23 protein-coding genes and 1 tRNA gene are annotated in these 21060 nt (G+C 63.1%); 18 read left to right on the top strand and 6 right to left on the bottom strand.

The genetic code is table 11. The features are described from left to right. Positions 1–779, bottom strand: a 779-nt coding sequence (gene istA, locus FNJ84_RS16240; RefSeq protein WP_143794342.1) for an IS21 family transposase, incomplete at its 3' end; no start/stop codon positions are given. A gap of 169 nt (positions 780–948) precedes the next feature. Between istA and FNJ84_RS16235 the strand changes: the two genes are divergently transcribed. Further along, complete coding sequence (locus FNJ84_RS16235) at positions 949–2562, top strand: hypothetical protein (protein WP_185968565.1); 1614 nt, start codon at positions 949–951, stop codon at positions 2560–2562. Between the two features lie 231 nt (positions 2563–2793). On the opposite strand, the gene FNJ84_RS16230 is transcribed toward FNJ84_RS16235, so the two are convergent. After that, positions 2794–2869, bottom strand: a tRNA-Lys gene (locus FNJ84_RS16230). A gap of 96 nt (positions 2870–2965) precedes the next feature. Between FNJ84_RS16230 and dapF the strand changes: the two genes are divergently transcribed. From dapF to FNJ84_RS16190, 8 genes are all read left to right on the top strand, one after another. Further along, on the top strand, positions 2966–3796 hold the full coding sequence (dapF, locus tag FNJ84_RS16225) for a diaminopimelate epimerase (RefSeq protein WP_185968564.1): 831 nt from the start codon (positions 2966–2968) through the stop codon (positions 3794–3796). Beyond that, a complete protein-coding gene (gene mtaB / locus FNJ84_RS16220; RefSeq protein ID WP_143794339.1) occupies positions 3793–5055 on the top strand; it encodes a tRNA (N(6)-L-threonylcarbamoyladenosine(37)-C(2))-methylthiotransferase MtaB in 1263 nt (420 codons plus the stop codon). Before dapF ends, mtaB begins: the two co-directional genes overlap by 4 nt. Positions 5056–5135: 80 nt before the next feature. Beyond that, entirely contained in the window at positions 5136–5969 is an 834-nt protein-coding gene (gene panB, locus FNJ84_RS16215) for a 3-methyl-2-oxobutanoate hydroxymethyltransferase (protein WP_143794338.1), read from the top strand. Between the two features lie 57 nt (positions 5970–6026). After that, positions 6027–6947, top strand: coding sequence for a histone deacetylase family protein (locus FNJ84_RS16210; RefSeq protein ID WP_143794337.1), 921 nt, complete (start codon positions 6027–6029; stop codon positions 6945–6947). Next, the gene (locus FNJ84_RS16205) at positions 6944–7183 is read left to right on the top strand and encodes an exodeoxyribonuclease VII small subunit (RefSeq protein ID WP_143794336.1); all 240 of its coding nucleotides are present in this window, start codon (positions 6944–6946) and stop codon (positions 7181–7183) included. Before FNJ84_RS16210 ends, FNJ84_RS16205 begins: the two co-directional genes overlap by 4 nt. Continuing rightward, on the top strand, positions 7184–8047 hold the full coding sequence (locus FNJ84_RS16200) for a polyprenyl synthetase family protein (protein ID WP_143794335.1): 864 nt from the start codon (positions 7184–7186) through the stop codon (positions 8045–8047). 26 nt (positions 8048–8073) lie between these two features. After that, positions 8074–10005, top strand: coding sequence for a 1-deoxy-D-xylulose-5-phosphate synthase (dxs, locus tag FNJ84_RS16195; RefSeq protein WP_143794334.1), 1932 nt, complete (start codon positions 8074–8076; stop codon positions 10003–10005). Next, positions 10002–10718 carry a VIT family protein gene (locus tag FNJ84_RS16190; protein WP_143794333.1) on the top strand — a complete coding sequence of 239 codons (717 nt, stop codon included), beginning with the start codon at positions 10002–10004 and terminating at the stop codon, positions 10716–10718. The genes dxs and FNJ84_RS16190 overlap by 4 nt, the downstream gene beginning before the upstream one ends. 260 nt (positions 10719–10978) lie before the next feature. Here FNJ84_RS16190 and fliP read toward each other — a convergent pair whose 3' ends face one another. From fliP to fliF, 4 genes are read right to left on the bottom strand one after another with little or no spacing between them, the layout of a single operon-like run. Next, a complete protein-coding gene (gene fliP, locus FNJ84_RS16185) occupies positions 10979–11692 on the bottom strand; it encodes a flagellar type III secretion system pore protein FliP (protein WP_143794358.1) in 714 nt (237 codons plus the stop codon). Next, entirely contained in the window at positions 11692–11952 is a 261-nt protein-coding gene (locus tag FNJ84_RS16180) for a FliM/FliN family flagellar motor C-terminal domain-containing protein (protein ID WP_255471253.1), read from the bottom strand. Before FNJ84_RS16180 ends, fliP begins: the two co-directional genes overlap by 1 nt. Continuing rightward, positions 11949–12509, bottom strand: a complete 561-nt coding sequence (locus FNJ84_RS16175; protein WP_185968563.1) for a hypothetical protein — start codon at positions 12507–12509, stop codon at positions 11949–11951. Before FNJ84_RS16175 ends, FNJ84_RS16180 begins: the two co-directional genes overlap by 4 nt. Then, on the bottom strand, positions 12506–14107 hold the full coding sequence (gene fliF, locus FNJ84_RS16170) for a flagellar basal-body MS-ring/collar protein FliF (protein ID WP_143794331.1): 1602 nt from the start codon (positions 14105–14107) through the stop codon (positions 12506–12508). Before fliF ends, FNJ84_RS16175 begins: the two co-directional genes overlap by 4 nt. A gap of 114 nt (positions 14108–14221) precedes the next feature. Here fliF and FNJ84_RS16165 point away from each other — a divergent pair, with 114 nt between their 5' ends. The 9 genes from FNJ84_RS16165 to FNJ84_RS16125 are packed head-to-tail and all read left to right on the top strand — an operon-like array spanning position 14222 to position 21001. After that, the gene (locus FNJ84_RS16165) at positions 14222–14698 is read left to right on the top strand and encodes a flagellar basal body-associated FliL family protein (protein WP_143794330.1); all 477 of its coding nucleotides are present in this window, start codon (positions 14222–14224) and stop codon (positions 14696–14698) included. After that, positions 14695–15045, top strand: coding sequence for a hypothetical protein (locus FNJ84_RS16160; protein WP_143794329.1), 351 nt, complete (start codon positions 14695–14697; stop codon positions 15043–15045). Before FNJ84_RS16165 ends, FNJ84_RS16160 begins: the two co-directional genes overlap by 4 nt. A gap of 49 nt (positions 15046–15094) precedes the next feature. Then, a complete protein-coding gene (locus tag FNJ84_RS16155) occupies positions 15095–15580 on the top strand; it encodes a MotE family protein (protein ID WP_255471252.1) in 486 nt (161 codons plus the stop codon). Between the two features lie 10 nt (positions 15581–15590). Further along, positions 15591–16457, top strand: a complete 867-nt coding sequence (motA, locus tag FNJ84_RS16150) for a flagellar motor stator protein MotA (RefSeq protein ID WP_143794327.1) — start codon at positions 15591–15593, stop codon at positions 16455–16457. Beyond that, the gene (locus FNJ84_RS16145) at positions 16458–16724 is read left to right on the top strand and encodes a hypothetical protein (protein ID WP_143794326.1); all 267 of its coding nucleotides are present in this window, start codon (positions 16458–16460) and stop codon (positions 16722–16724) included. It abuts the gene before it with no gap. Continuing rightward, entirely contained in the window at positions 16721–18823 is a 2103-nt protein-coding gene (locus FNJ84_RS16140; RefSeq protein WP_143794325.1) for a flagellar biosynthesis protein FlhA, read from the top strand. The genes FNJ84_RS16145 and FNJ84_RS16140 overlap by 4 nt, the downstream gene beginning before the upstream one ends. Continuing rightward, positions 18823–19587, top strand: coding sequence for a flagellar biosynthetic protein FliR (locus tag FNJ84_RS16135; RefSeq protein ID WP_143794324.1), 765 nt, complete (start codon positions 18823–18825; stop codon positions 19585–19587). Before FNJ84_RS16140 ends, FNJ84_RS16135 begins: the two co-directional genes overlap by 1 nt. Next, positions 19584–20654, top strand: a complete 1071-nt coding sequence (flhB, locus tag FNJ84_RS16130; RefSeq protein WP_143794323.1) for a flagellar type III secretion system protein FlhB — start codon at positions 19584–19586, stop codon at positions 20652–20654. Before FNJ84_RS16135 ends, flhB begins: the two co-directional genes overlap by 4 nt. After that, positions 20648–21001 (top strand): hypothetical protein, encoded by a 354-nt coding sequence (locus FNJ84_RS16125; RefSeq protein ID WP_143794322.1) that lies wholly within the window; start codon positions 20648–20650, stop codon positions 20999–21001. The genes flhB and FNJ84_RS16125 overlap by 7 nt, the downstream gene beginning before the upstream one ends. The last annotated feature ends 59 nt before the right edge of the window (positions 21002–21060 follow it).

Genomic DNA, 21060 nt, shown 5'->3' with positions numbered 1-21060 from the left:
CCCGGCATCTTCTGCAGGATCTGGCGGCGGGAGTCCTGAACGTTCTTCTCGACCTGTCCCTTCTCCCAGCCTGCGGCAGGATTGCAGAACTCCGGTTCGAAGACATAGTGGTTCGTCATGGCCAGAAAGCGGAGGTTGACCTGCCGCTCCTTGCCCCGGCCGACCCGGTCCACCGCCGTGCGCATGTTATCGTATATGCCGCGCTCGGGCACGCCGTGGAACACACGGAAGCCATGCCAGTGGGCATCGAACAGCATCTCGTGGGTCTGGAGCGGGTAGGCGCGCAACAGGAAGGCCCGGCTGTGAGACAGCTTGATGTGGGCCATCTGAAGCTTGGTGCGATCGTCGGCCAGATGCCCGAAGTCTTCGCTCCAGTCGAACTGGAACGCTTCGCCCGGTCGAAAGGACAGCGGAACAAAGGTGCCGCGTCCCGTGGTCTGCTGTTCGCGCTGGCGATCTGTCCGCCATTGCCGCGCAAACGCCGCAACCCGACCGTAGGAGCCGCTGAAGCCAAGCTTGACGAGATCGGCATGCATCTGCTTCAGCGTCCGCCGCTGCTTGCGCGACTTGCCGGCTTCTGTCTTCAGCCAGCCGGCCAGCTTCTCGGCGAAAGGATCAAGCTTGCTCGGCCGGTCCGGCGTGGCGAACTTCGGCTCGATCGTGCCCCCCGCCAGGTGCTTGGTAATCGTGTTGCGCGAAAGGCCGGTGCGCCGCGCGATCTCGCGGACCGACAGCTTCTGCCGCAAGTGCATGCGTCGGATGATGTTCAAAAGTCCCATGTGGATCACTCCCGTTACCCCCGCCGCTCAACGCTTTGGGGAAAGGTTCACATGGCTCACTTCTCAGTGGAAATTACGCGCCGATCCGCCTCAGTTCTGGGTGGAAATCAACAGCGCTGGCGTTTCAACGCTCAACCAACTCGACCCCTCAACCGCGCGGTTCATGTTCATGCCGTATTCGTTCGCAACCAACATGCTTTACCTGCCGTGGCGCGAGGGCGTTGACGATCACGGCATGGCGGACCTGTTCCGGCCGACCTATTCAGGGCCGGACGGTTTTGCCCCGGTTCCGGGCCTGCCAGGTTATTCAGTCAGCCAGCTGGTCGCGCCATATGTGCGGCTGCTGCCACAAATGATAGACGGCAGCCAGACCTATAGTTCGGGCACTGATCCAATCGCGGATATTGCGGGTTATGATGCGCTGGTGATCAGTCTGGGCGATTGGGGTTGGCACCCCGATACTGGCGGTCATTTGTGGCAACCTGACCAATGGGGCCGCACGGATCATCATGACGGGCTGGCTGCGAACGTTGCGGCGGCACTGGTTTTGGTCGAGGCTGCCGCCACTGCAGGCGCTACAGGGATCCTGATCGACGGTCAGCAGCCCTATCTGCCGAGCGAAACGGATTTCAGTAACGATGGTCTCTGGCGCAGCCGCATCGACGCCTATGAGGGCGCGCACCAATACCTCGCTGACGTCATCAGGCAGTGGCTCGATGATAACGGTCACGCGGGCATGTTCTGCCGGATCGTCCCGACACATCGCCTGCTGGCGCGGATCTATGACGATGTGCAGGCCGGCGGCATCGTGCCCGGCGGGGTGACGGATCATCGTTATTTTTGGAGCGGATTTGACACGAGTTCCGGCGCATCGACCCATCAATATATGCTGTCAGAGCCGGGCTGCTGGGCCAAGCTGGCCCTGTTCAATCTGGTCGCCTACAACCACGTGCTGGTGCCGTTGCCCAGCCCGCTGCCGACCACGGCCTATGTCGATGCATCTATGGCAGCCTATCTGGCAGGCATCGCGACCCAGATCGCCGACGATTATGCTTACGCGGGCCGGGGCGGCGTATCGCGCAGCCCAATTGGCCTGATCGTGCCGGATGGCGAAACGCCGATACAGATCTTCGCCGACGCGCAGATCGTCCAGATGGACGCCATCAGCGACGACAAATGGGCCGACACCGCCCGCACGACGCCGGCCGTCGAGGGCGGACCGGTCGCCGCAATCGGCGATAGCTGGGCTGTCACCGATCCGGCCCGCGTGCCGGTTCTGGATGGCGATGTAATCGCGTTCTCGGCTGATCCGATGCAGGCGAATGTCTCGCCGGCAATGACACCGGCCTATCAGGCGATGCTCGTCGACCTGCGTTATACATCCGGGGATCACCGGATCATCGAAATGGACGGTTCAGAGGTCTGGATCAACGGTGGCGGTGGGTGGGCTCAGGCATCTGGCGGGGCCAATACGCAGGCGTCATTTGCCGGCGGCATGGACGGCGACCGCGCGCTGATCGAGGTGATCTGGTCGGGCGGTCAAAAGACCATCCGGCTGACCAACCTCAACCGGCAGTCAGGCGAGGACTTGGTGCGGCAGTCCTCCACCGGATCGGCCGATCCGGGTCCGGTGGACTGGTTCCAGCTTTCCAGCACTGCCTACGGCGATAATCACCTGAGTTGGGTCAACTGGTATCTGGTTGCGGATCAGGTGCCGACCTATGAACAGCGCATCCGGCTTTATGACTGGGCCAGCCAGCGGATCGGGGCGACTGTCTGGTGAGGGGGGCAGAAGCCTGCCAGGATCGCTCCGATCAGCCGTCAGGATTTGCGCCCGAAAAGAGACCTGACAGAAAAATTTTTTGTCCAGAAGCTGGTGCATTTTCGTCCGGAAGCTAGTGCGCCGCCACACAATCGTCCCCAGTTGATCCAAGCATCAGCAGCGCAAATGGACAGGATATCTGTCCCAAATGGCCAGCTGAGGTGTTATTTGTCACCTGTCAATTGAGAAATATGGTGAGCCCAACAGGATTCGAACCTGTGACCCACTGATTAAAAGTCAGTTGCTCTACCAACTGAGCTATGGGCCCACAACAGGGCGCCTAACTAGGGTCAGCGTCGGGCAGCGTCAAGCAGAAAAATCATCGCTACTGGCGGTTTTCTTCATCAGGGCATATATGCCCGCTATGAACAGGAATCCGGGCGGTGCCGTGCCCTTCATGAAGATGCACGGGCTGGGCAATGACTTCGTGGTGATCGACCTGCGTGCAGGGGGGCAGCCCCCCGCCGACAATATCATCGCGCGCATTGCCGATCGCAATCGCGGCGTGGGATTTGACCAGTTGGCGGCGATTCTGCCGGACGATCAGGCCGATCTGCGGCTGGATTTCTGGAACGCCGATGGCTCGCGCAGCGGCACCTGCGGCAATGCCACGCGCTGTGTCGCCCGCTTCGTCATGGACGAGACCGGCAAGAATCATCTGACCCTGCGGACCGGCGACCGTATCCTGATCGCCGAGGACGCGGGCAACGGCCTGACCCGAGTTAACATGGGCCAGCCGGTGCTGGACTGGCGCGCGATTCCTTTGGCGTATCAGGTCGATATTGACCATCTGCCCATCGAAGGCGATCCGGTTGCAACCGGCATGGGCAATCCGCATCTGACCTTCTTCGTCGATGACGCCGCCGCCGTCGATCTGGACCGCTTCGGCGCCGAGATGGAACATCACCCGCTTTATCCCGAACGCACCAATGTCGAGGTCGTGCACGTCCTGTCGCCAGATGAGATCCTGCTGCGGATCTGGGAACGCGGCACGGGGCCGACGCTGGCCTCGGGGTCGTGTTCCTGCGCGGCGGCGGTGGCCTCGGCGCGGCGCGGGCTGACGGGGCGGCGGGTCAAGGTCAATGTCCCCGGCGGCGTCTTGCATATCGACTGGCGCGAGGATGGCGTCTGGATGGAGGCGCCGACCGCGCATGTCTTCAGCGGCGTCCTTACCTCCGAATGGCTGGCCGGATGAGCGCGCCAGTCTTTTCGACGCTCGGCTGCCGCCTGAACGCCTATGAAACCGAGGCGATGCGCGAGATGGCCGAGGCTGCGGGTCTGTCGGGCGCCGTGGTGGTGAACACCTGCGCCGTCACGGCCGAGGCCGTGCGCAAGGCCCGGCAGGAAATCCGCCGTCTGGCCCGCGAAAACCCCGGCGCGCCGGTCATCGTCACCGGCTGCGCCGCCCAGACCGAACCCGAAACCTTTGCCGACATGCCCGAGGTCACCCGCGTCATTGGCAATCACGAAAAGATGCAGCCCCAGACCTGGGCCAGCCTGCGCGCACCCGACCTGATCGGCGAGACCGAGAAGGTGCAGGTCGATGACATCATGTCCGTGCGCGAAACGGCGGGCCATCTGATCGACGGCTTCGGGCGTCATCGGGCTTATGTTCAGGTGCAGAACGGCTGCGATCACCGCTGCACCTTTTGCATCATCCCCTTCGGCCGCGGAAATTCCCGCAGCGTTCCGGCGGGCGTGGTGGTGGAACAGATCAAACGCCTCAGGGATCGCGGCTTCAACGAGGTGGTGCTGACCGGCGTTGATCTGACCTCTTGGGGTGCGGACCTGCCGGGGCAGCCGCGGCTTGGCGATCTGGTCATGCGCATCCTGCGGCTGGTGCCCGACCTGCCGCGCCTGCGCATCAGCAGCATCGACAGCATCGAGGCGGACGAAAACCTGATGCTGGCCATCGCCAGCGAGCCGCGTCTGATGCCGCATCTGCACCTGTCCTTGCAGGCGGGCGACGACATGATCCTGAAACGGATGAAGCGCCGCCACCTGCGCGACGATGCGATCCGGTTCTGCGAGGATGCCCGGCGACTGCGCCCCGACATCGTCTTTGGTGCCGACATCATTGCCGGTTTTCCGACCGAAACCGATGCGATGTTCGAAAACTCGGTCAAGCTGGTGCAGGATTGCGGCCTGACCTTCCTGCACGTCTTTCCCTACAGCGCGCGCAAGGGCACGCCCGCCGCGCGCATGCCTGCGGTCAAGGGACCGGTGATCCGCGACCGTGCGGCGCGGCTGCGCGAGGCGGGCGATGCCGCGTTGCGCCGGCATCTGGATGCCCAGGCCGACCGCCGCCACGTTGTCCTGACCGAAGGCCCCAGCCTTGGCCGCACCGAGCAATTCACCGAGGTCGCCTTGCCTGACGGCCTGCCCGAAGGCGCGCTTCTGGACATGATCGTGACCGGGAATGACGGCACGAGGCTGACCGCCCGACCCGCGTGACGCCCCGGCGCCGTTGATGCGGCGGTTCCGCGCGGCTAAAACGTCCCTTGAAGCAGCCAGCAAGCGGGGGACATGGCGGCATGAGCGTTTCAGGACATATCCGGCGACTGACTGCGGTTGATATCCGGGCGCGCAAGGGGGGCGATCCGATCGTTTCGCTGACGGCCTATACAACGCCGGTCGCGCGGCTGGTCGATCCGCATTGCGAGGTGGTGCTGGTTGGGGATTCCCTTGGGATGGTCGTCTATGGCTTCGACTCGACCCTGCCCGTCACCCTGCGGATGATGATCGACCATGGCAAGGCCGTGATGCGCGGCTGCCAGCAGGCGCTGGTGGTGATTGATCTGCCCTTTGGCAGCTATGAGGCAAGCCCGCAGGCGGCCTTTGCCGCCGCCTCGCAGGTCATGGCCGAAACCGGCGCGGGCGCGGTCAAGCTGGAAGGTGGCGTGACAATGGCACCGACGATTCAGTTTCTGGCCTCGCGCGGGATTCCGGTCATGGCGCATATCGGCCTGACGCCGCAGGCGGTGAACGCCTTTGGCGGCTATGGCGTGCAGGGCAGGGGCGATGCCCGCCGGCATGTGATGGCCGATGCGCAGGCGGTGGCGCAGGCCGGGGCCTTTGCTGTGGTGCTGGAAAAGGTGCCGGCCAGTCTGGCCGATGAGATCACCGCCGCCGTCGACATTCCGACCATCGGCATCGGCGCTTCGGCCGGCTGCGACGGGCAGATTCTGGTCGTTGACGACATGCTGGGCCTGTTCGCCGAGTTCCGCCCGAAATTCGTGCGCCGCTATGGCGATCTGGCGCAGGCTGCTGGCGATGCCATCGCGGAATATGCCGCCGATGTTCGCGCCCGCCGCTTTCCCGGCGCCGAACATGTGTTTTCCGATCAGGCGCCAAAGCCAAAGGCCTGATCCGGCGCGCGACGATAGCCATTGCCCCTGCCGCATGGGCAACCTAGCTTGGCCGGCATGGTGACGCGACTTTATACCCATCCCGATGCCGCCCGGCACGAAACCCCGCCAGGCCACCCCGAACAGGTTGCCCGGCACAAGGCGGTGCTGACGGCGCTTGCCGATCTGCCGCTGGACCGGCACGAAGCGCCGCTGGCCGATCAGGCCGAATTGCTGCGCTGTCATCCACAGACCTATATCGACCGCATCCGGGCTGCGATCCCGGCGGAAGGGATTCGGATGCTGGATGCCGATACCCATGTTTCGCCCAGCAGCTGGGATGCGGCGCTGCGCGCGGTTGGCGGGGCCACGGCTGCGGTCGATGCGGTTCTGACGGGCATGGCCGACAGCGCCTTTGTCGCCATGCGCCCGCCCGGCCATCATGCCGAACGCGAGACGGCGATGGGGTTCTGCCTGTTCGGCACCGTGGCAATTGCGGCTATGCGGGGGCTGGATCATCACCGCCTTGACCGCGTGGCGGTGCTGGATTTCGATGTCCATCACGGCAATGGCACGCAGGACCTGCTGTGGAACGAAAAACGCGCGTTCTTTGCCTCGACCCACCAGATGCCGCTTTATCCGGGCACTGGTGCAGCCGATCAGACGGGCGCCTATGGCCAGATCATGAACCTGCCCCTGCGGCCCGGATCTGATGGCGCGGTGGCGCGGGCGGCATGGGGGCGCATCCTTGACCGGATGATCGAATGGCGCCCGCAGCTGGTCATCGTCTCGGCCGGGTTCGACGCCCATGCCGACGATCCGCTGGCCCAGCTTGACTGGCTGGATCAGGATTTCGCAGCCATTACCCGCGCCATCTGCGACGCGGCGGCCATTGGCGGGGCCCCGGTGGTCTCTTGCCTCGAAGGGGGCTATGATCTTGCCGCTCTGGGCCGCAGCGCGCGTGCCCATGTCGAACAGCTGATAGGAACCCCCGGATGAGCGACGATATCCCCGCCATGTCCTTCGAGGACGCGATGAAGGAACTGGAAGCCACGGTTGGCAAGCTGGAGACCGGCGAGGCCACCCTGGAGGAATCCATCGCGCTTTACGAACGCGGCGCCAAGCTGCGCGCGCATTGCGAACAGCGGCTGCGTCAGGCCGAGGAACGGGTGGAAAAGATCACCCTGTCCGCTGATGGTGCGCCGACCGGCACGACCCCCGCCGAGGGTCTGTAAATGCAAGACCGGCTGGAGGTCGTGAAGGCCATGGTCGCCGAGGCGCTGGCCGATGCCGTCGCCCGGATGCCGCGTGGCGAACTGGCCGATGCGATGGGCTATGCCACCGTTGGAGGCAAGCGCATCCGCGCCTTTCTGGTGATGGAATCCGCGCGCCTGAACGGCATCGACGATCAGGCAGCACTGCCCGTCGCGGCTGCGGTCGAGGCGCTGCATGCCTATAGCCTGGTCCATGACGATCTGCCGGCGATGGATGATGACGACCTGCGGCGCGGCATGCCGACCGTTCATCTGCAATGGTCCGAAGCCACCGCGATTCTGGCGGGCGATGCATTGCAGGCGCTGGCCTTCGAGTTGCTGACTGACGAGGTCATCGGCGATTCGGGCGCGCGGGTTTCGCTGATTGCCGCTTTTGCACAGGCTGTCGGCGCGTCTGGCATGGTGCGTGGGCAGGCACTGGATATTCAGGCCGAAACCGCCATCGAGGCCGCCGATGAAAAGACCATCATCCGCATCCAGGAGGCAAAGACCGGCGCGCTGATCGAATTTGCGGCGACTGCCGGCGCGATCATCGCGGGTGCCGACCCCGAGCCCTTGCGCGACTATGCGCGAAACCTGGGCCTGGCCTTCCAGATTGCCGATGACATTCTTGATGTCACGGGCGACGAGGCCGCGACGGGCAAACGTGTGGGCAAGGATGATGCGGCGGGCAAGGCGACCTTTGTGTCTCTGCTGGGGCTGGACGGGGCGCGGGCCAAGGCTGACAAGCTGATTGGCCGGGCCGAGGCCGCGCTGGCACCCTATGGCGATGCTGCTGGAAACTTGCGCGAACTGGCGCGTTTCGTTATCGAACGCGACACCTGACAGCCGCCCCGAGGAGGGGCTAGCCAATGACCTCGACCACCGGTAACGACCGGCCCCTTACCCCCGTGCTGGATAGGGTGGATTTGCCGTCCGACCTGAAATCGCTCAGCGACGCTGAACTGCGCCAGCTGGCTGACGAGTTGCGCGCCGAAACCATCAGCGCCGTGTCGGTGACCGGCGGCCATCTGGGCGCGGGGCTGGGCGTGGTCGAATTGACCGTGGCACTGCACGCGGTTTTCGACACGCCGCGCGACAAGATCATCTGGGATGTCGGCCATCAGTGCTATCCTCACAAGATTCTGACCGGCCGTCGCGACCGCATCCGCACCTTGCGCATGGGTGGCGGTCTGTCGGGGTTCACCAAGCGCAGCGAAAGCGCCTATGACCCCTTTGGTGCCGGCCACAGCTCGACCTCGATTTCGGCGGCACTGGGCTTTGCGATGGCGCGCGAACTGGGCGGCGATCCGGGCGATGCGATTGCCGTGATCGGCGATGGCGCGATGAGCGCGGGGATGGCCTATGAGGCGCTGAACAATGCCGGCGATCTGGGCAAACGTTTGTTCGTGGTGTTGAACGACAATGAAATGTCCATCGCCCCGCCGGTCGGGGCCATGTCCTCGTATCTGACCCGGCTTTACACCGAAGGCCCGTTTCAGGAATTGAAGGCCGTGGCCAAGGGCGCGGTCGGCTTCCTGCCGCCGCCCTTCCAGGAGGGCGCGCGCCGGGCCAAGGAAATGCTGAAGGGCATGACCGTTGGCGGAACGCTGTTCGAAAATCTGGGCTTTTCCTATATCGGCCCGGTTGACGGGCATGATCTGGACCAGCTTCTGCCGCTGTTGCGCACCGTCAAGTCGCGGGCGAAGGGCCCGGTGCTGATCCACGTGGTGACGAAGAAGGGCAAGGGCTATGCCCCGGCCGAAACCGCCGCTGACAAGGGTCATGCGACCGCCAAGTTCGACGTGGTGACGGGCCAGCAGGCCAAGGCCAAGTCCAACGCGCCCAGCTATACCGCCGTTTTTGCCGATGCGCTGGTCGATCAGGCCAGCCGTGACGACAAGATCGTCGCCATCACCGCCGCCATGCCGGATGGCACGGGGCTGAAGAAATTCGCCCAGACCTATCCGCGCCGCTGTTTCGACGTGGGTATCGCTGAACAACATGCAGTCACCTTCTCGGCTGGCTTGGCCGCAGGCGGGATGAAGCCTTTCTGCGCCATCTATTCGACCTTCCTTCAGCGCGGCTACGATCAGGTCGTTCATGATGTTGCGGTGCAGGGATTGCCGGTGCGTTTCGCCATCGACCGCGCCGGGCTGGTCGGCCAGGACGGCCCCACCCATGCCGGTGCTTTCGACATCGCCTTCCTTGCAAATCTGCCGGGCATGGTGGTGATGGCCGCCGCTGACGAGGCCGAACTGGTGCATATGGTCGCCACTGCCGCCGCGCATGACAGCGGCCCGATCGCCTTTCGTTTCCCGCGTGGTGAAGGCGTGGGCGTCGAATTGCCCGAACACGGCCAGGTTCTGGAGATCGGCAAGGGCCGGATTGTCGCGCCGGGGCGCGGCGTCGCCATCCTGTCCTTTGGCACCCGCCTGGCCGACGTGCTGACCGCGCGCGAGGCGTTGTCGGCGCGCGGCATCACGCCCACGGTCGCCGATGCCCGTTTCGCCAAGCCGCTGGACCGCGATCTGATCCTGCGCCTTGCCGCCGAGCACGAGGTGCTGATCACCATCGAGGAGGGCGCTGTCGGCGGCTTTGGCAGCCATGTCGCGCAATTGCTTGCGGATGAAGGCATTTTCGACAGCGGGCTGAAATTCCGCTCGATGGTCTTGCCCGATGTCTTTGTCGATCATGATGCGCCGGTTGCGATGTATGATACATCGGCCCTGAATGCCCCCCAGATCGCCGCCAAAATACTAGAGGTTCTGGGCATCACCGAGATCAAAGACAGGCAGGCATGAGCAGGCATACCCATCCCGACGCCCACCCGGATGATCCGCATTTCATCAGCCGCAGCGGTTGGCTGCGGGCTGCGGTTCTGGGGGCCAATGATGGCATCGTTTCCGTCAGCTCGCTGATTGTCGGGGTGGCGGCGGCCGAAACGGGCAAAAGTGGGATCATGCTGGCTGGGTTGGCGGGTCTGACGGCCGGTGCCATGTCGATGGCTGCGGGCGAATATGTCTCGGTCAGCTCGCAGACGGATACCGAGCGCGCCGACATCCGGCGCGAGGCGGCGGCGTTGCGCAACAATCCCCATATCGAACTGGAAGAACTGACGACGATCTATGAAAGCCGCGGTCTGGCGCCGGATACGGCGCGCCTGGTGGCGAAGGAACTGACCGAACATGACGCGCTTGGCGCCCATATCCGTGATGAGCTGGGGCTAAGCGACGTCCACAGCGCAAACCCGGTGCAGGCCGCCTTTGCCTCGGCCGCGACGTTCACGACGGCGGGTGCGCTGCCGCTGGCGGCGGCGGTGCTGGCGCCGGACAGCCGGGTCATTCCCGTTGTCCTGCTGGCCACCCTGGTCGCCCTGGCCATCCTTGGGGCGACGGGCGCGCGGGCGGGTGGGGCACCGGTCGCACCGGCCGTGATGCGCGTGGTTATCTGGGGCGCGTTCGCCATGTCGTTGACGGCCTTGATCGGTCGCCTGTTCGGCGTGTCCGTGGGATAGTCACCTGATATGCCGCAACCGGGGTTCGGATTTCCGGACAATCGGGTGCGGCCGGCGGTCGTGGCAGGGGGATGACGCCCCGTCCCCTTCTGATTGTACTGGCACAAGTGTTTCCACGGCAGACCTTGATCAGTCACCGCAGTCTGCCCAAAACCGACTGCCTGATCGGCGTGCCCACCGATGACCTGACGCTCTGCCGGCCAGTGCCGATGCTGCGCAGTGCAGGTTGATGGTCATCGAAGCGCCGTGATCGCAAAGGTTCATTGGTAACTTCGCACCAGCGCTTCGGCGATAAGGGACCAGCCGTCGACCACAACGAAAAATGCCAGCTTGAAGGGCAAGGCGACCATCACCGGGGGGACCATCATCATCCCCATCGACATCAGCACCGCCGAGACCACCAGGTCGATGATCAGAAATGGCAAGGCCACCAGAAATCCTATCTCGAAGGCGCGGGTGATCTCGGACAGCATGAAGGACGGCACCAGCACAGACAGCCGTTCGGGCGGGCCGCTGCCTTCGGGGGCGATCTCGGCCAGCGCGGCAATGGTGTCGGGATTGGTGCGTGCCAACATAAAGCCGCGGAACGGTTCGATGCCACGGGTGAATGCCTCTTGCAGCGTGATGCTGCCTTCGCTCAGCGGTGCGCCGGCGACCTGCCATGCCTCGCGCAGGACGGGATCCATGATGAACCAGGTCAGAAAGATCGCCAGGCTGACGATCAGCATGTTGGGCGGCGATTGCTGAAGGCCGATCGACTGGCGCAGAATCGACAGAACCGTCACAATGAACGGAAAGCAGGTCACCATGATCGCGATGCCGGGTGCCAGTGACAGCGCCGTCAGGCCAAGGACGATCAGAACGGCATTCTGCCCCAACCCCGTCGCGACGCCGTCCAGGCCGCCAATATCCTGCGCACCAACCGGAGCGGCGAGAAGGATCAGCAAAGCCGTCAGCGCGGAAAGACGGCGGATCACGGCGACTCTGCCGCACCGATGATCCGGATGCACAAGCGATTTTCGGGGGTGCCGTCGCCGGCCAGTTCGCCGCGCGCAATCAGCTTGTCACCGACACAGATCTCGACCCCGTCGGCAATGGACTGATCCAGCGTCAGCACATCGTTGCCGCGCAGAGCCGATAACTGGCCCACCGTCAGCCGGGTCTTGCCAATCCTGATCGTGACCTCGACCTGAATATCATTCGTGTCAATCAGTTGCGACAGATCGTCCATCATCGGAAGCTCTCCTGTAGTTCGGAAATCAGGTCACGAAAACGGCGGACAACCCGCTCGTTCGAAAATGCGCTGCGCCCATCATCCAGGACGATCGAGATTTCGCCGTCATCGGGGCCTGGCCGGATGTCGATTTCCTCGATGCCGGCGGATTGCGCACAGCGTCGCAGCATGGCTTCTGCATTGGCCGGGCAGGTGGCGTGCCAACGCAATGGTGGTATTTCCGTGGCAAGGCGCTGGAATTCCTGTATCAAAGCCGCCTCAAGCCCGGATGTTGCGTTGGCACCGGCCAGCGACGACACGATCTCGGACAGGATGGGCATCACATCCGACATCGCCTGCCGCGTCGTTTCTGCCCGGATCGCATCAAGCGCGGACAGGCTGGCCTGCAAGCTGCCGATTGCCCCGGACAGTGATCGCAGTTCGGCGGAAAAGCCCATCTCTTGTCCATCGGCCAGGCCTCGGTGATAGGCTTGGTCCTGCATCTCTTGCTGCAACAGATCTGGCGACGGCAGTGCGGCAGCCGAGAAGGATTCAAGTCGGAATACGGCTTGGTTCAATGCGCTTTTTCCTTCTCATCAATCCATCCCGAAAGAATTTTCAGGCTTTCCTTCTGCCGGTCCTTCATCATGCCGCGCAAACGGGCGACCGGATCAGCCGGAGGCAGCGAAAGCTGAGCCTTCCCCGGCAGGTCTGAACCGATCAGGGTTGCGTCATATCCGGCTTGCGACAGGGGCGGCTCGATTGTTGCGCCGGCTTGCGCATTGGTTCCGGCGACGGGCGCCACCGGCCCGGTGTTGTCAAGCAAGGGTAGATCGGTCGCGGCAGGTTTGCGATTGCGCATGATCGGTCGCAGGATGACCGCTGCAATGGCCAGCGCGAACAGCCCGATCAGGGCCAGCTTGATCAAGCCGTTCAGTTCGATTGCATCCATCCAGCCGCCGCGCGTGGCCAATGTTCCGTCTGCACCCAGCTGGGCGAAAGGCAGCGACTTGACGGTGATCTGATCCCCCCTTGCAGGGTCGAAACCCACTGCCGATGCGACCAGTTCGCGCAGCGTTTCCATTTCGGCGTCAGGTCGCGGAACCAGCGCTGCCTGACCATCCGCACCGTCGCGCATGACTCCGTTGATCAGGACGGCGATTGACAGCCGCTTGACTGCTCCGGGCTGGCGAGTGACCTCACGCACCGACCGGCTGACCTCGTAATTCGATTGCTGGCGATTCTCGGATCGGGCCGATTGGCTGGAATCGCCGGCAGCGTCAGCATTACCATCTGGCAGATTCGAGGCCGCAGTGACCGATTGCGCCCCGCCCGAGCTGCTTTGATCAGAGGTCTCTTCGACCGATTGCGAGATCATCGCACGTTCCTGAGGGTCAAAGCGTTGCTCGGTCAGCAATTCGGATTCGGTCACCAGGTCCAGGTTCAACTCGACGATCGCATTGCCCAACCCGACATGTGGTTCCAGAATCCGCTCGACATTGCGCTTCATCTCGGCCGCGCGTTCCAGGCCGGACGCATCCTCGTCCGAGGCGACGACGCCGCGTTCGGTGTCGATGACCGTCACCGAATCGGGCAGCAGGCCAGGAACGCCGGTGGACAGCAGATATTTCAGCGATCTGGCCTGCGCCCGGCTGATCGGTCCCGACGTGGTCGTCAATGTCACCGACGCGGTCGATTCCTGCTCGCGTCGGTAACCACGATTCTGGCTGACGGCCAGATGCACGCGCGCCGATTTCACATTTGGCAGCGCCAGGATGGTACGGGCCAGTTCGCCCTCTTTCGCGCGCCAATAGGCGGCGTCGAACATCTGGGACGTGGTCCCAAAGCCCGACATCCCGTCAAGCAGCTCATACCCCGCCGCACCACTGGCCGGCAGCCCCTGAGCCGCAAGATCCATGCGCAGGCGATCGCGTTGGGCCGCGTCGACATAGATGGAATCGCCTCGCACCTCGTATGCGATCCCCGCACGCTCGACCCCGGCGATCACATCGCCGGCGACATTGGGATCAAGCCCGGCGTAAAGCATGGCCATACTGGGCCTGCTGGCCATCCACGAGAAGGCCGACACCGCCAGAAAGGCGGCCGCGAACGTGGCGATCAGGATCGCTTTTTGTTTCGAGTTTCTCTCGTTCCAATAGTCCCGCAATTTTTGCAAAACCGATCCTTTCGAATCAAATCATTCTTCCTGTCCAATGAGATGGCATGGCGCCCGTTAATATTCGGTTAGTGCCGGCATGATATTCAGCCTGTAATCAGCCGGAGAATCACGATGCAGGCCGAAGCTGCCACTAATGTTGAAACTGAACCGGGTCGGCGAAGGCTTCTGCTGCCACTGATTGCGGCAGTGGCCCTTGGTGGGGCTGGGTTCGGTTCGACCTATCTGGGCCTTTGGGCCCCGCTGGACATGGTTATGAAATCGCCTGGTAAGGCGGTTGCTTCCAAGGACGAGGCCGCCGTGTTCGTCGCCGTTCCACCGATCGAGCTCAGCCTGGCCGGCGGTCGGCACCGCACCCTGGTTCTCTCTGCAACAATTGAAACCGATGAAGCAGCAGAGCAGCAGATCGAGGCCTTGCTGCCGCGTGTTGTCGACAGCTTTAACGGCTTTCTTTCGGATATCGACCCGGCGGCCTTCGACAAGCGCGGTGTGCTGGAAATCATAAAATACGAGCTGACCGCACGTGCCGGCGAGGCGCTGCCGGGGCTGACTGTCAACGATCTGCTGATTACGGAGTTCAGACTTAAATGACATTTCAAACGCTGATCGAGATTGCCATCGTAGCCGGCACCGCCATCCTGATGGTGTTTTGCGTGGTTCTGGCCCGCCGCCTGCGTCGCCTGAATGATCTGGAGGACGGGCTGGGCGGTGCAATCGCCGTCATGGCGGCCGAGGTCGACCGGCTCGAAAGGTCGATCCGCCTCGCCAGACAAGAGGCCATGACCGCAGGCGAGGCCTTGGCAGTTCAGGTCCGGCAGGCACAATCCGAACGGGCGCGTTGGGACTTGCACCTCAAGATGCGCAGCGCCATGCCCCCTCAGCCAGAGCGCAGCCCAACACCCAAGTTGCGCAAGCGTCGGGTGTCGGCCGATGCGTAGGGGCGTGCTGCCCATACTGGGGGTTCTTTTTGCCGTACCAGCGGTCGCGATGCTGCTTCGCAATCACGATCTTGCGCTAAGCCCATTCGCCTTTGCCGAGCCGGCCGGGCTGATGGACGGCTGTGGTGACGTGCCAGAAGCCGTCGCCCTGGCAGAGGAACTGCGAGACCGCGCCTTGCGCATCCAGCGCTACCTTGAGGAAATGGATAATCGCGAACGCGAGTTGCAGGCTGCCGAGGCGACGCTGCGGTCGCGGCTGACCGAGTTGAAGGCGATGAAAGCCAGTGTTCGGTCGGGCGAGGTTAATCGCCGGTCCACGGTGCAAAACGACATTGACCGGCTGGTGGCGGTCTATGGCCAGATGAAGCCGGCCGAGGCTGCTGCGGTGCTGACCAACCTGCCTGCGGATTTCGCGGCAGAGATCCTGATGCGCGTCGAGCCCGAGGCCGGCGCCCGGATTATCGCGGCTGTCGAGCCGAACCAGGCCGCTGTGCTGACGACACATATGGGCGCCCGCAGCATCGGCAGCAGATAGGAGATCATGAATGTTCGGTTTCGTCGGTATCGCATTGACGATGCTTATGGTTTTCGGCGGTTTCATGTTGGCCGGCGGGCATATGGCGGTGATCCTGCATTCCCTTCCCTTCGAGATGATGATGATCGGAGGGGCGGCGATCGGCGCCTACCTGCTGTCCAATGACAGCGCCGTCCTGAAGGCCACGTTGGGCGGGATCGTCCGGTCGTTCAAGGGGCCTCGCTGGACCGAGGGCGATCATCAGGATGTGCTGTGCCTGCTGTATCAACTGTTGCGTGTCGCCCGCGAAAACCCGGTTGCTCTGGAAGAGCATATTGAGAACCCGCATGAATCGCCGATCTTCGCCGCCTATCCGCGCTTGCTGACGGATGAGAATGTGGTGTCGCTTATTACCGATACGTTGCGGTCGGCCAGCTTGAACTATGACGACCCCTACCAGGTGGAAGAAATGCTGTCGCGGCGGATCGCCGCCATGCGGGAAGAGGCGCTGGAGGTCTCGCATGCCTTGCAGACAACGGCCGACGCCTTGCCGGCGCTTGGGATCGTCGCGGCCGTTCTTGGTGTGATCAAGACGATGAGCTCGATCGACCAGCCACCGGCTGTTCTGGGCAAGATGATCGGCAGCGCGCTGGTCGGAACCTTTCTTGGTGTTTTTCTGGCCTATGGATTTGTCGCACCGCTATCGCATCGGCTGGCCGCCGTCACGCGCAAGGATCTGGCCTTTTACGACGTGATCAAATCGGTTCTTGTCGCCGGTCTGCACCAGCATGCCACCAATCTGTGTGTCGAGGTTGGCCGCCAGGCCGTGCCCGAACATGTGCGCCCCGGCTACGACGCCCTAGAGGCAGCGCTGCGCGAACTGAGAAAGGCGGCCTGAATGCTGTTGTCGGCGATCCTGCTGGCCTGGCCCCTGCAACAGGCGGTCGCGCCCGAATTGTACAGCTTTCAGCAGGATGCGATGGCGCGGCTTCTCGCGGGCGATGCGCTGGCGCCGGATTATCGGCAGCAATTGCAGGGCATGCCACCGTCTGAGCGGGTCGAAGCGATCATCTTTCTGCGCCGTGCCGGGTTGTTGACCGGGAAATCTTGGCGGGTCGACGATCTGTTGCGGCCCGCGCGAAATGACATGGAAAGCGACGAATGAACCAGATCTCTGCTGTTGGGCGTCGTGAAGGCGGCGAACGTGCCTCGACACCCCTGATCGTAACCGGCGCGCTGGTGCTGATCGTGATCTCGCTGGTCGTTCCTCTACCGCCTGGATTGCTGGACTTCGGGATCGCGCTGTCAATCGCGACGGCAATTCTGGTGCTGGTCATGGCGGCCCTCGTCGAACGTCCGACGGATTTCCAGGCTTTTCCAGTATTGCTGCTGGTCTCGCTGGTGATCCGGCTGTCGCTTAACGTGTCATCGACACGGCTGATCCTGGCCGAGGGGCATACGGGGACCGAAGCGGCGGGCAAAGTCATCAGCGGGTTCGCGGATTTCGTTGCCGGAGGCTCGCTGCTGGTGGGGATGACCGTCTTTGCCGTGATCTCGGTCGTCAACTTCATGGTGATCACCAAGGGCTCTGGGCGTATGGCCGAGGTCTCGGCGCGTTTCGCGCTGGATTCGCTGCCGGGCAAACAGCTGGCGATCGACGGCGATCTCAGCTCTGGCGCGATCAGCCATGACGAGGCAAAGCGCAGACGGGTTGCGGAACAACGCGAGATCAGCTTTTTCGGGTCGCTGGACGGGGCGTCGAAATTCGTCAAAGGCGACGCGGTGGCCGGCATCGTGATCACCCTGATCAATCTGCTGGTCGGTCTGACCGTGGGGATCGTGGTTCATGGCATGCCCGTTGGCGCGGCGCTTTCCACCTATTCGCACCTGACGATTGGCGACGGGCTGGTCAGCCAGGTTCCGTCGCTGATCACCTCGATGGCGGCCGCGCTGCTGTTGTCACGGGGGGGCGCGACCGAAACCACGTCGAAACTGATATCGCATGAGTTTCTGCTGCGCTGGCATGGACCCGCGGTGGTTGCGGCGGCGATGGTGCTGATGTCCGTTGTTCCTGGAATGCCGCGCGGGTTGTTTCTATCGGTCGCAGCAGTTCTGGCGGTGCTGGCGTTTCGCATCGCTCGGCGTGGGGCAGCACCGGTCGAGGATGTCGCTGCAACCGCCAAGCCAACTGCGCCCGAGGAACAGACCAGCCGTATCGGAGATCTGCTGGATACCGATGAGATCAGCGTAGAGATCGGGGCAGATTTGGTCCTGACGGCGCTTGACCAGTCGCGCGGCCTGGGCGCCAGGATCGCCAACCTGCGAATCCACGTGGCCCGGCAGTTTGGTCTGATCCTGCCTGATGTTCGCATCACCGATAATCCCGAGCTGGCCGGCGGTGACTATCAGATCCGCATCCAGGGTGTAATCAGGGGCCGTGGTACCGTGCGACCCGATCAGGTTCTGGCGCTGGGCGCTGACGATGTGCTGGCGGGGCTGCCGGGTGCGGCCGTGCGAGAACCGGTCTATGGCAGCCCGGCGCGGTGGGTGTCGCGCGCCGAGCAGGAAAATGCTGCCATGTCCGGGGCAACCGTGGTCAGTCCGATGGAGGTGATCTCGACTCATCTGATGGAGGTGGTGCGATCCAATCTGGCGGCACTGATGACCATGGCCGCCATGCAGCGGCAGATCGAAGAGCTGAAATCGCTTTCCGATCCGACAAGAGCAGAGCGCCACCGTCGCTATTTCGACAGCATGCTTCCTGAAAAGGTTGCGCCAGACATGCTGCTATCGGTCTTGCGAGCCTTGCTGGCCGAGGCCGTTTCGATCAGGAACCTGCCCCTGATTGTCGACACGCTATATGAACTGCGCGGCGTGGACAGCACCGAAACGATGTACGAGATGGTCCGCAAGAGATTACGGGATCAGATTACCCAGCAATTGTCCGGTATTGGCGGCTCGCTGGCAGTGATCCAGCTGCATCCCGCCTGGGAAAACGAGTTCATCCAGACCGAGACCGAGGCTGGCCGTCCGGCCGCCGGCGCAATCAATCCCGCGCTGGCGCAAAAGCTGGCGGCAGCGGCCAAGCGCACCATTGCCGCCGTTGATTCCCGTGCCGAGGCCGTGATCGCCACGCCCGACCATCGCCGCCGTGTCGTGCGCAGCATACTTAGCGCGAATGGCATTTCAGCCCCGGTGCTTAGCATGGACGAAATCGACCCGACCGCCAATTTGCGGCTGGTTGGCACGATCGAGGCCGCGTGATGCTGGACAATCTGGTCATGCCAGGCTCGGCGCTGGATTGGTCGCTTATCCTGACCTATCTGCGGATTCAGGCCTGCATTCTCGTGATGCCCGGTTTTGGCGAACGGGTCGTGCCCGCCCGTGTCAAGGTTGCCGTTGCCATGGCTCTGACGCCAATCCTGGCAGAGTTTTCGCACGGCATGGACGGCGAAGCGCGTCTGGAAGGGCCGATGCTGGTGTTTGGCGGAGTGATCACCGAGGTGGCAATCGGTTTCGCCATTGGCACTCTGGTTCGTGTCATCGCCTTCGCCATCAACATCGCTGCAACCGCCATTGCTTCGACGGCATCATTGTCCCAGATCATCGGAGCCCCGAACGAGGCCTCGCCGCATCCGATCGGGAACCTGTTTCATCTTGGTGGAACCGCGCTGCTGCTGGCCATGGGATTGCCGGTGATGCTGATCCGGCTTCTGGCTGACAGCCTGGATCTGTGGCCGGTCGGGGGGCTGCCCGAGATTGCTGGGCTGGTGGGCGAGGTTGTAGGGATCGTCGCAGCCAGTTTTCAACTGGCAATGGTGCTGTCCGCCCCGTTTATTCTGGGCGGATTTCTGTTTCAGGCATTGTCGGGCGTGATCAGTCGGGTGATGCCCGCCCTGCCAGTGGTGTTCATCGGCGCGCCTGCTGCCATCATGTTGGCGTTGATGGCGCTGGTCCTGCTGAGTCCGATGATCCTGTCTGTCTGGCTGGATGCAGTCTTGTCCTTCCAATTGTCGGTGCGGCCATGAGCGCAGATCAGGATCAAAGCGAAAAGCAATTCGACCCGACCGAGCAGCGCTTGCGCCGGGCGCGCGAACAAGGCGATGTACCGCGCTCGACCGAGGTGAATGTGGCGGCAATGTATGCCGGCGCCTGGCTGGCCTTCGGGATCGGTGCGGCATTCGCGGTCAAGGCCTGGCTTGGGATGGCGGCGCGTATCATGGGCTCGGATGGCTGGCCCATCGGGCCGGTCTTTGCGCTTGGGGCGGCGGTGGGGCAATTCGCATCCGTGGCCGTCACCTTGTTGGCCGCCGTGCCGATGGTCTTTATCTTCCTGGTATTGATCGCGCAGCGCGGCCTGATCTTCACGCCGAAGAAGCTGGCTTTCGACTTCAACAGGATCAACCCGGTGAAGAATGCGGCCCAGAAATTCGGCAGTTCGGGCTTGGTGACATTCGCGATTTCGTTGGGAAAATCGGCGCTGGTCTGTGTCGGCGGGGTCTATCTGTTCCGGTCACTTTTCGTCATGTTGCAGAATGCCGGGTTGTCATCGGGCAATGCCTGGGTGGTGGGGTTGGGTGTGATCCTGCAACGGGCTTTCATGCTGGCCCTGGCCGTATCTGTTGCCTTTGCGGTTCTGGACCTGATGTGGAAACGGTTCGAGCATTTGCGCAAGAACCGCATGACGCGGAAGGAAATGCAGGACGAACACAAGGAATCCGAAGGCGATCCGCATATGAAGGCCGCGCGCCGGCAGAAGGCGGTCGATCTTGCGATGTCGCAGATGTTGCAGGATGTCGAGACGGCTGATGTCATCATCGTCAACCCGACGCATTATGCGGTGGCACTGAAATGGCATCGCGGCAGCGGTCGCGCGCCGATCTGTGTGGCGAAGGGCGTCGACGACGTTGCCGCCCGGATCCGCGACAGGGCGAATGCCCATAAGGTGCCGATCTGGTCAGATCCCCCGGCGGCACGGGCGATCCATGCGACGGTCAAGCTTGGCGAAGAGATCCGTCAGGATCATTTTGGCCCGGTCGCAGCCGCCATCCGCTTTGCCGAAAAGATGCGGGAAAGGGCGCGCAAGGGATGGTAACGATCCGCAACAAGATGGCGCAGCTTGCGCGTCTTGCCCAGTTGAAATCCGATTTGGAGCTGAAACGGTTTGCGGCCTTCAGCACGAATGTCGAGGCCGCCCGGCAGCGGATAGAAGCTTGCGAAGAGGCTGTTGCGCGCTGCTATGCTTCGGCCGCGCCAATGACGCTGGCCGAGGCTCGCGTGGCCAGCGCCCAGGCCGGCGAGATGTCGCGCAATGCCGAACGCGGACGGCGCGAGCTTCAGATGATGCTGCCGCGTTTTGAACTGGCGCGGCAGCGGGCTGCCAAGGAATTCGGCCGCGCGAATGTGCTGGAAAGCCTGTCAGGGCAATGGGATCGGAAATAGGCCGGGACAGGTCCGGTGGGTGGGCGGCTGCGATCGTCATTGCAAAGCCGGTATTGGAC

Origin of the sequence: Paracoccus sp. M683 (genome assembly GCF_007096355.1) — a bacterium.
Classification (GTDB): Bacteria; Pseudomonadota; Alphaproteobacteria; order Rhodobacterales; family Rhodobacteraceae; genus Paracoccus.
Note: the sequence above shows the minus strand (reverse complement) of the source record. Positions and strands in the feature narration are given on the sequence as shown.

Excerpts from the sequence above, each read along its gene's own strand:
- FNJ84_RS16235 (WP_185968565.1), top strand. The coding sequence starts at position 949 with ATGCCGTATTCGTTCGCAACCAACATGCTTTACCTGCCGTGGCGCGAG.
- dapF (WP_185968564.1), top strand. The coding sequence starts at position 2,966 with ATGAACAGGAATCCGGGCGGTGCCGTGCCCTTCATGAAGATGCACGGG.
- mtaB (WP_143794339.1), top strand. The coding sequence starts at position 3,793 with ATGAGCGCGCCAGTCTTTTCGACGCTCGGCTGCCGCCTGAACGCCTAT.
- panB (WP_143794338.1), top strand. The coding sequence starts at position 5,136 with ATGAGCGTTTCAGGACATATCCGGCGACTGACTGCGGTTGATATCCGG.
- FNJ84_RS16210 (WP_143794337.1), top strand. The coding sequence starts at position 6,027 with ATGGTGACGCGACTTTATACCCATCCCGATGCCGCCCGGCACGAAACC.
- FNJ84_RS16205 (WP_143794336.1), top strand. The coding sequence starts at position 6,944 with ATGAGCGACGATATCCCCGCCATGTCCTTCGAGGACGCGATGAAGGAA.
- FNJ84_RS16200 (WP_143794335.1), top strand. The coding sequence starts at position 7,184 with ATGCAAGACCGGCTGGAGGTCGTGAAGGCCATGGTCGCCGAGGCGCTG.
- dxs (WP_143794334.1), top strand. The coding sequence starts at position 8,074 with ATGACCTCGACCACCGGTAACGACCGGCCCCTTACCCCCGTGCTGGAT.
- FNJ84_RS16190 (WP_143794333.1), top strand. The coding sequence starts at position 10,002 with ATGAGCAGGCATACCCATCCCGACGCCCACCCGGATGATCCGCATTTC.
- FNJ84_RS16180 (WP_255471253.1), bottom strand. The coding sequence starts at position 11,952 with ATGATGGACGATCTGTCGCAACTGATTGACACGAATGATATTCAGGTC.
- FNJ84_RS16165 (WP_143794330.1), top strand. The coding sequence starts at position 14,222 with ATGCAGGCCGAAGCTGCCACTAATGTTGAAACTGAACCGGGTCGGCGA.
- FNJ84_RS16160 (WP_143794329.1), top strand. The coding sequence starts at position 14,695 with ATGACATTTCAAACGCTGATCGAGATTGCCATCGTAGCCGGCACCGCC.
- FNJ84_RS16155 (WP_255471252.1), top strand. The coding sequence starts at position 15,095 with ATGCTGCTTCGCAATCACGATCTTGCGCTAAGCCCATTCGCCTTTGCC.
- motA (WP_143794327.1), top strand. The coding sequence starts at position 15,591 with ATGTTCGGTTTCGTCGGTATCGCATTGACGATGCTTATGGTTTTCGGC.
- FNJ84_RS16145 (WP_143794326.1), top strand. The coding sequence starts at position 16,458 with ATGCTGTTGTCGGCGATCCTGCTGGCCTGGCCCCTGCAACAGGCGGTC.
- FNJ84_RS16140 (WP_143794325.1), top strand. The coding sequence starts at position 16,721 with ATGAACCAGATCTCTGCTGTTGGGCGTCGTGAAGGCGGCGAACGTGCC.
- FNJ84_RS16135 (WP_143794324.1), top strand. The coding sequence starts at position 18,823 with ATGCTGGACAATCTGGTCATGCCAGGCTCGGCGCTGGATTGGTCGCTT.
- flhB (WP_143794323.1), top strand. The coding sequence starts at position 19,584 with ATGAGCGCAGATCAGGATCAAAGCGAAAAGCAATTCGACCCGACCGAG.
- FNJ84_RS16125 (WP_143794322.1), top strand. The coding sequence starts at position 20,648 with ATGGTAACGATCCGCAACAAGATGGCGCAGCTTGCGCGTCTTGCCCAG.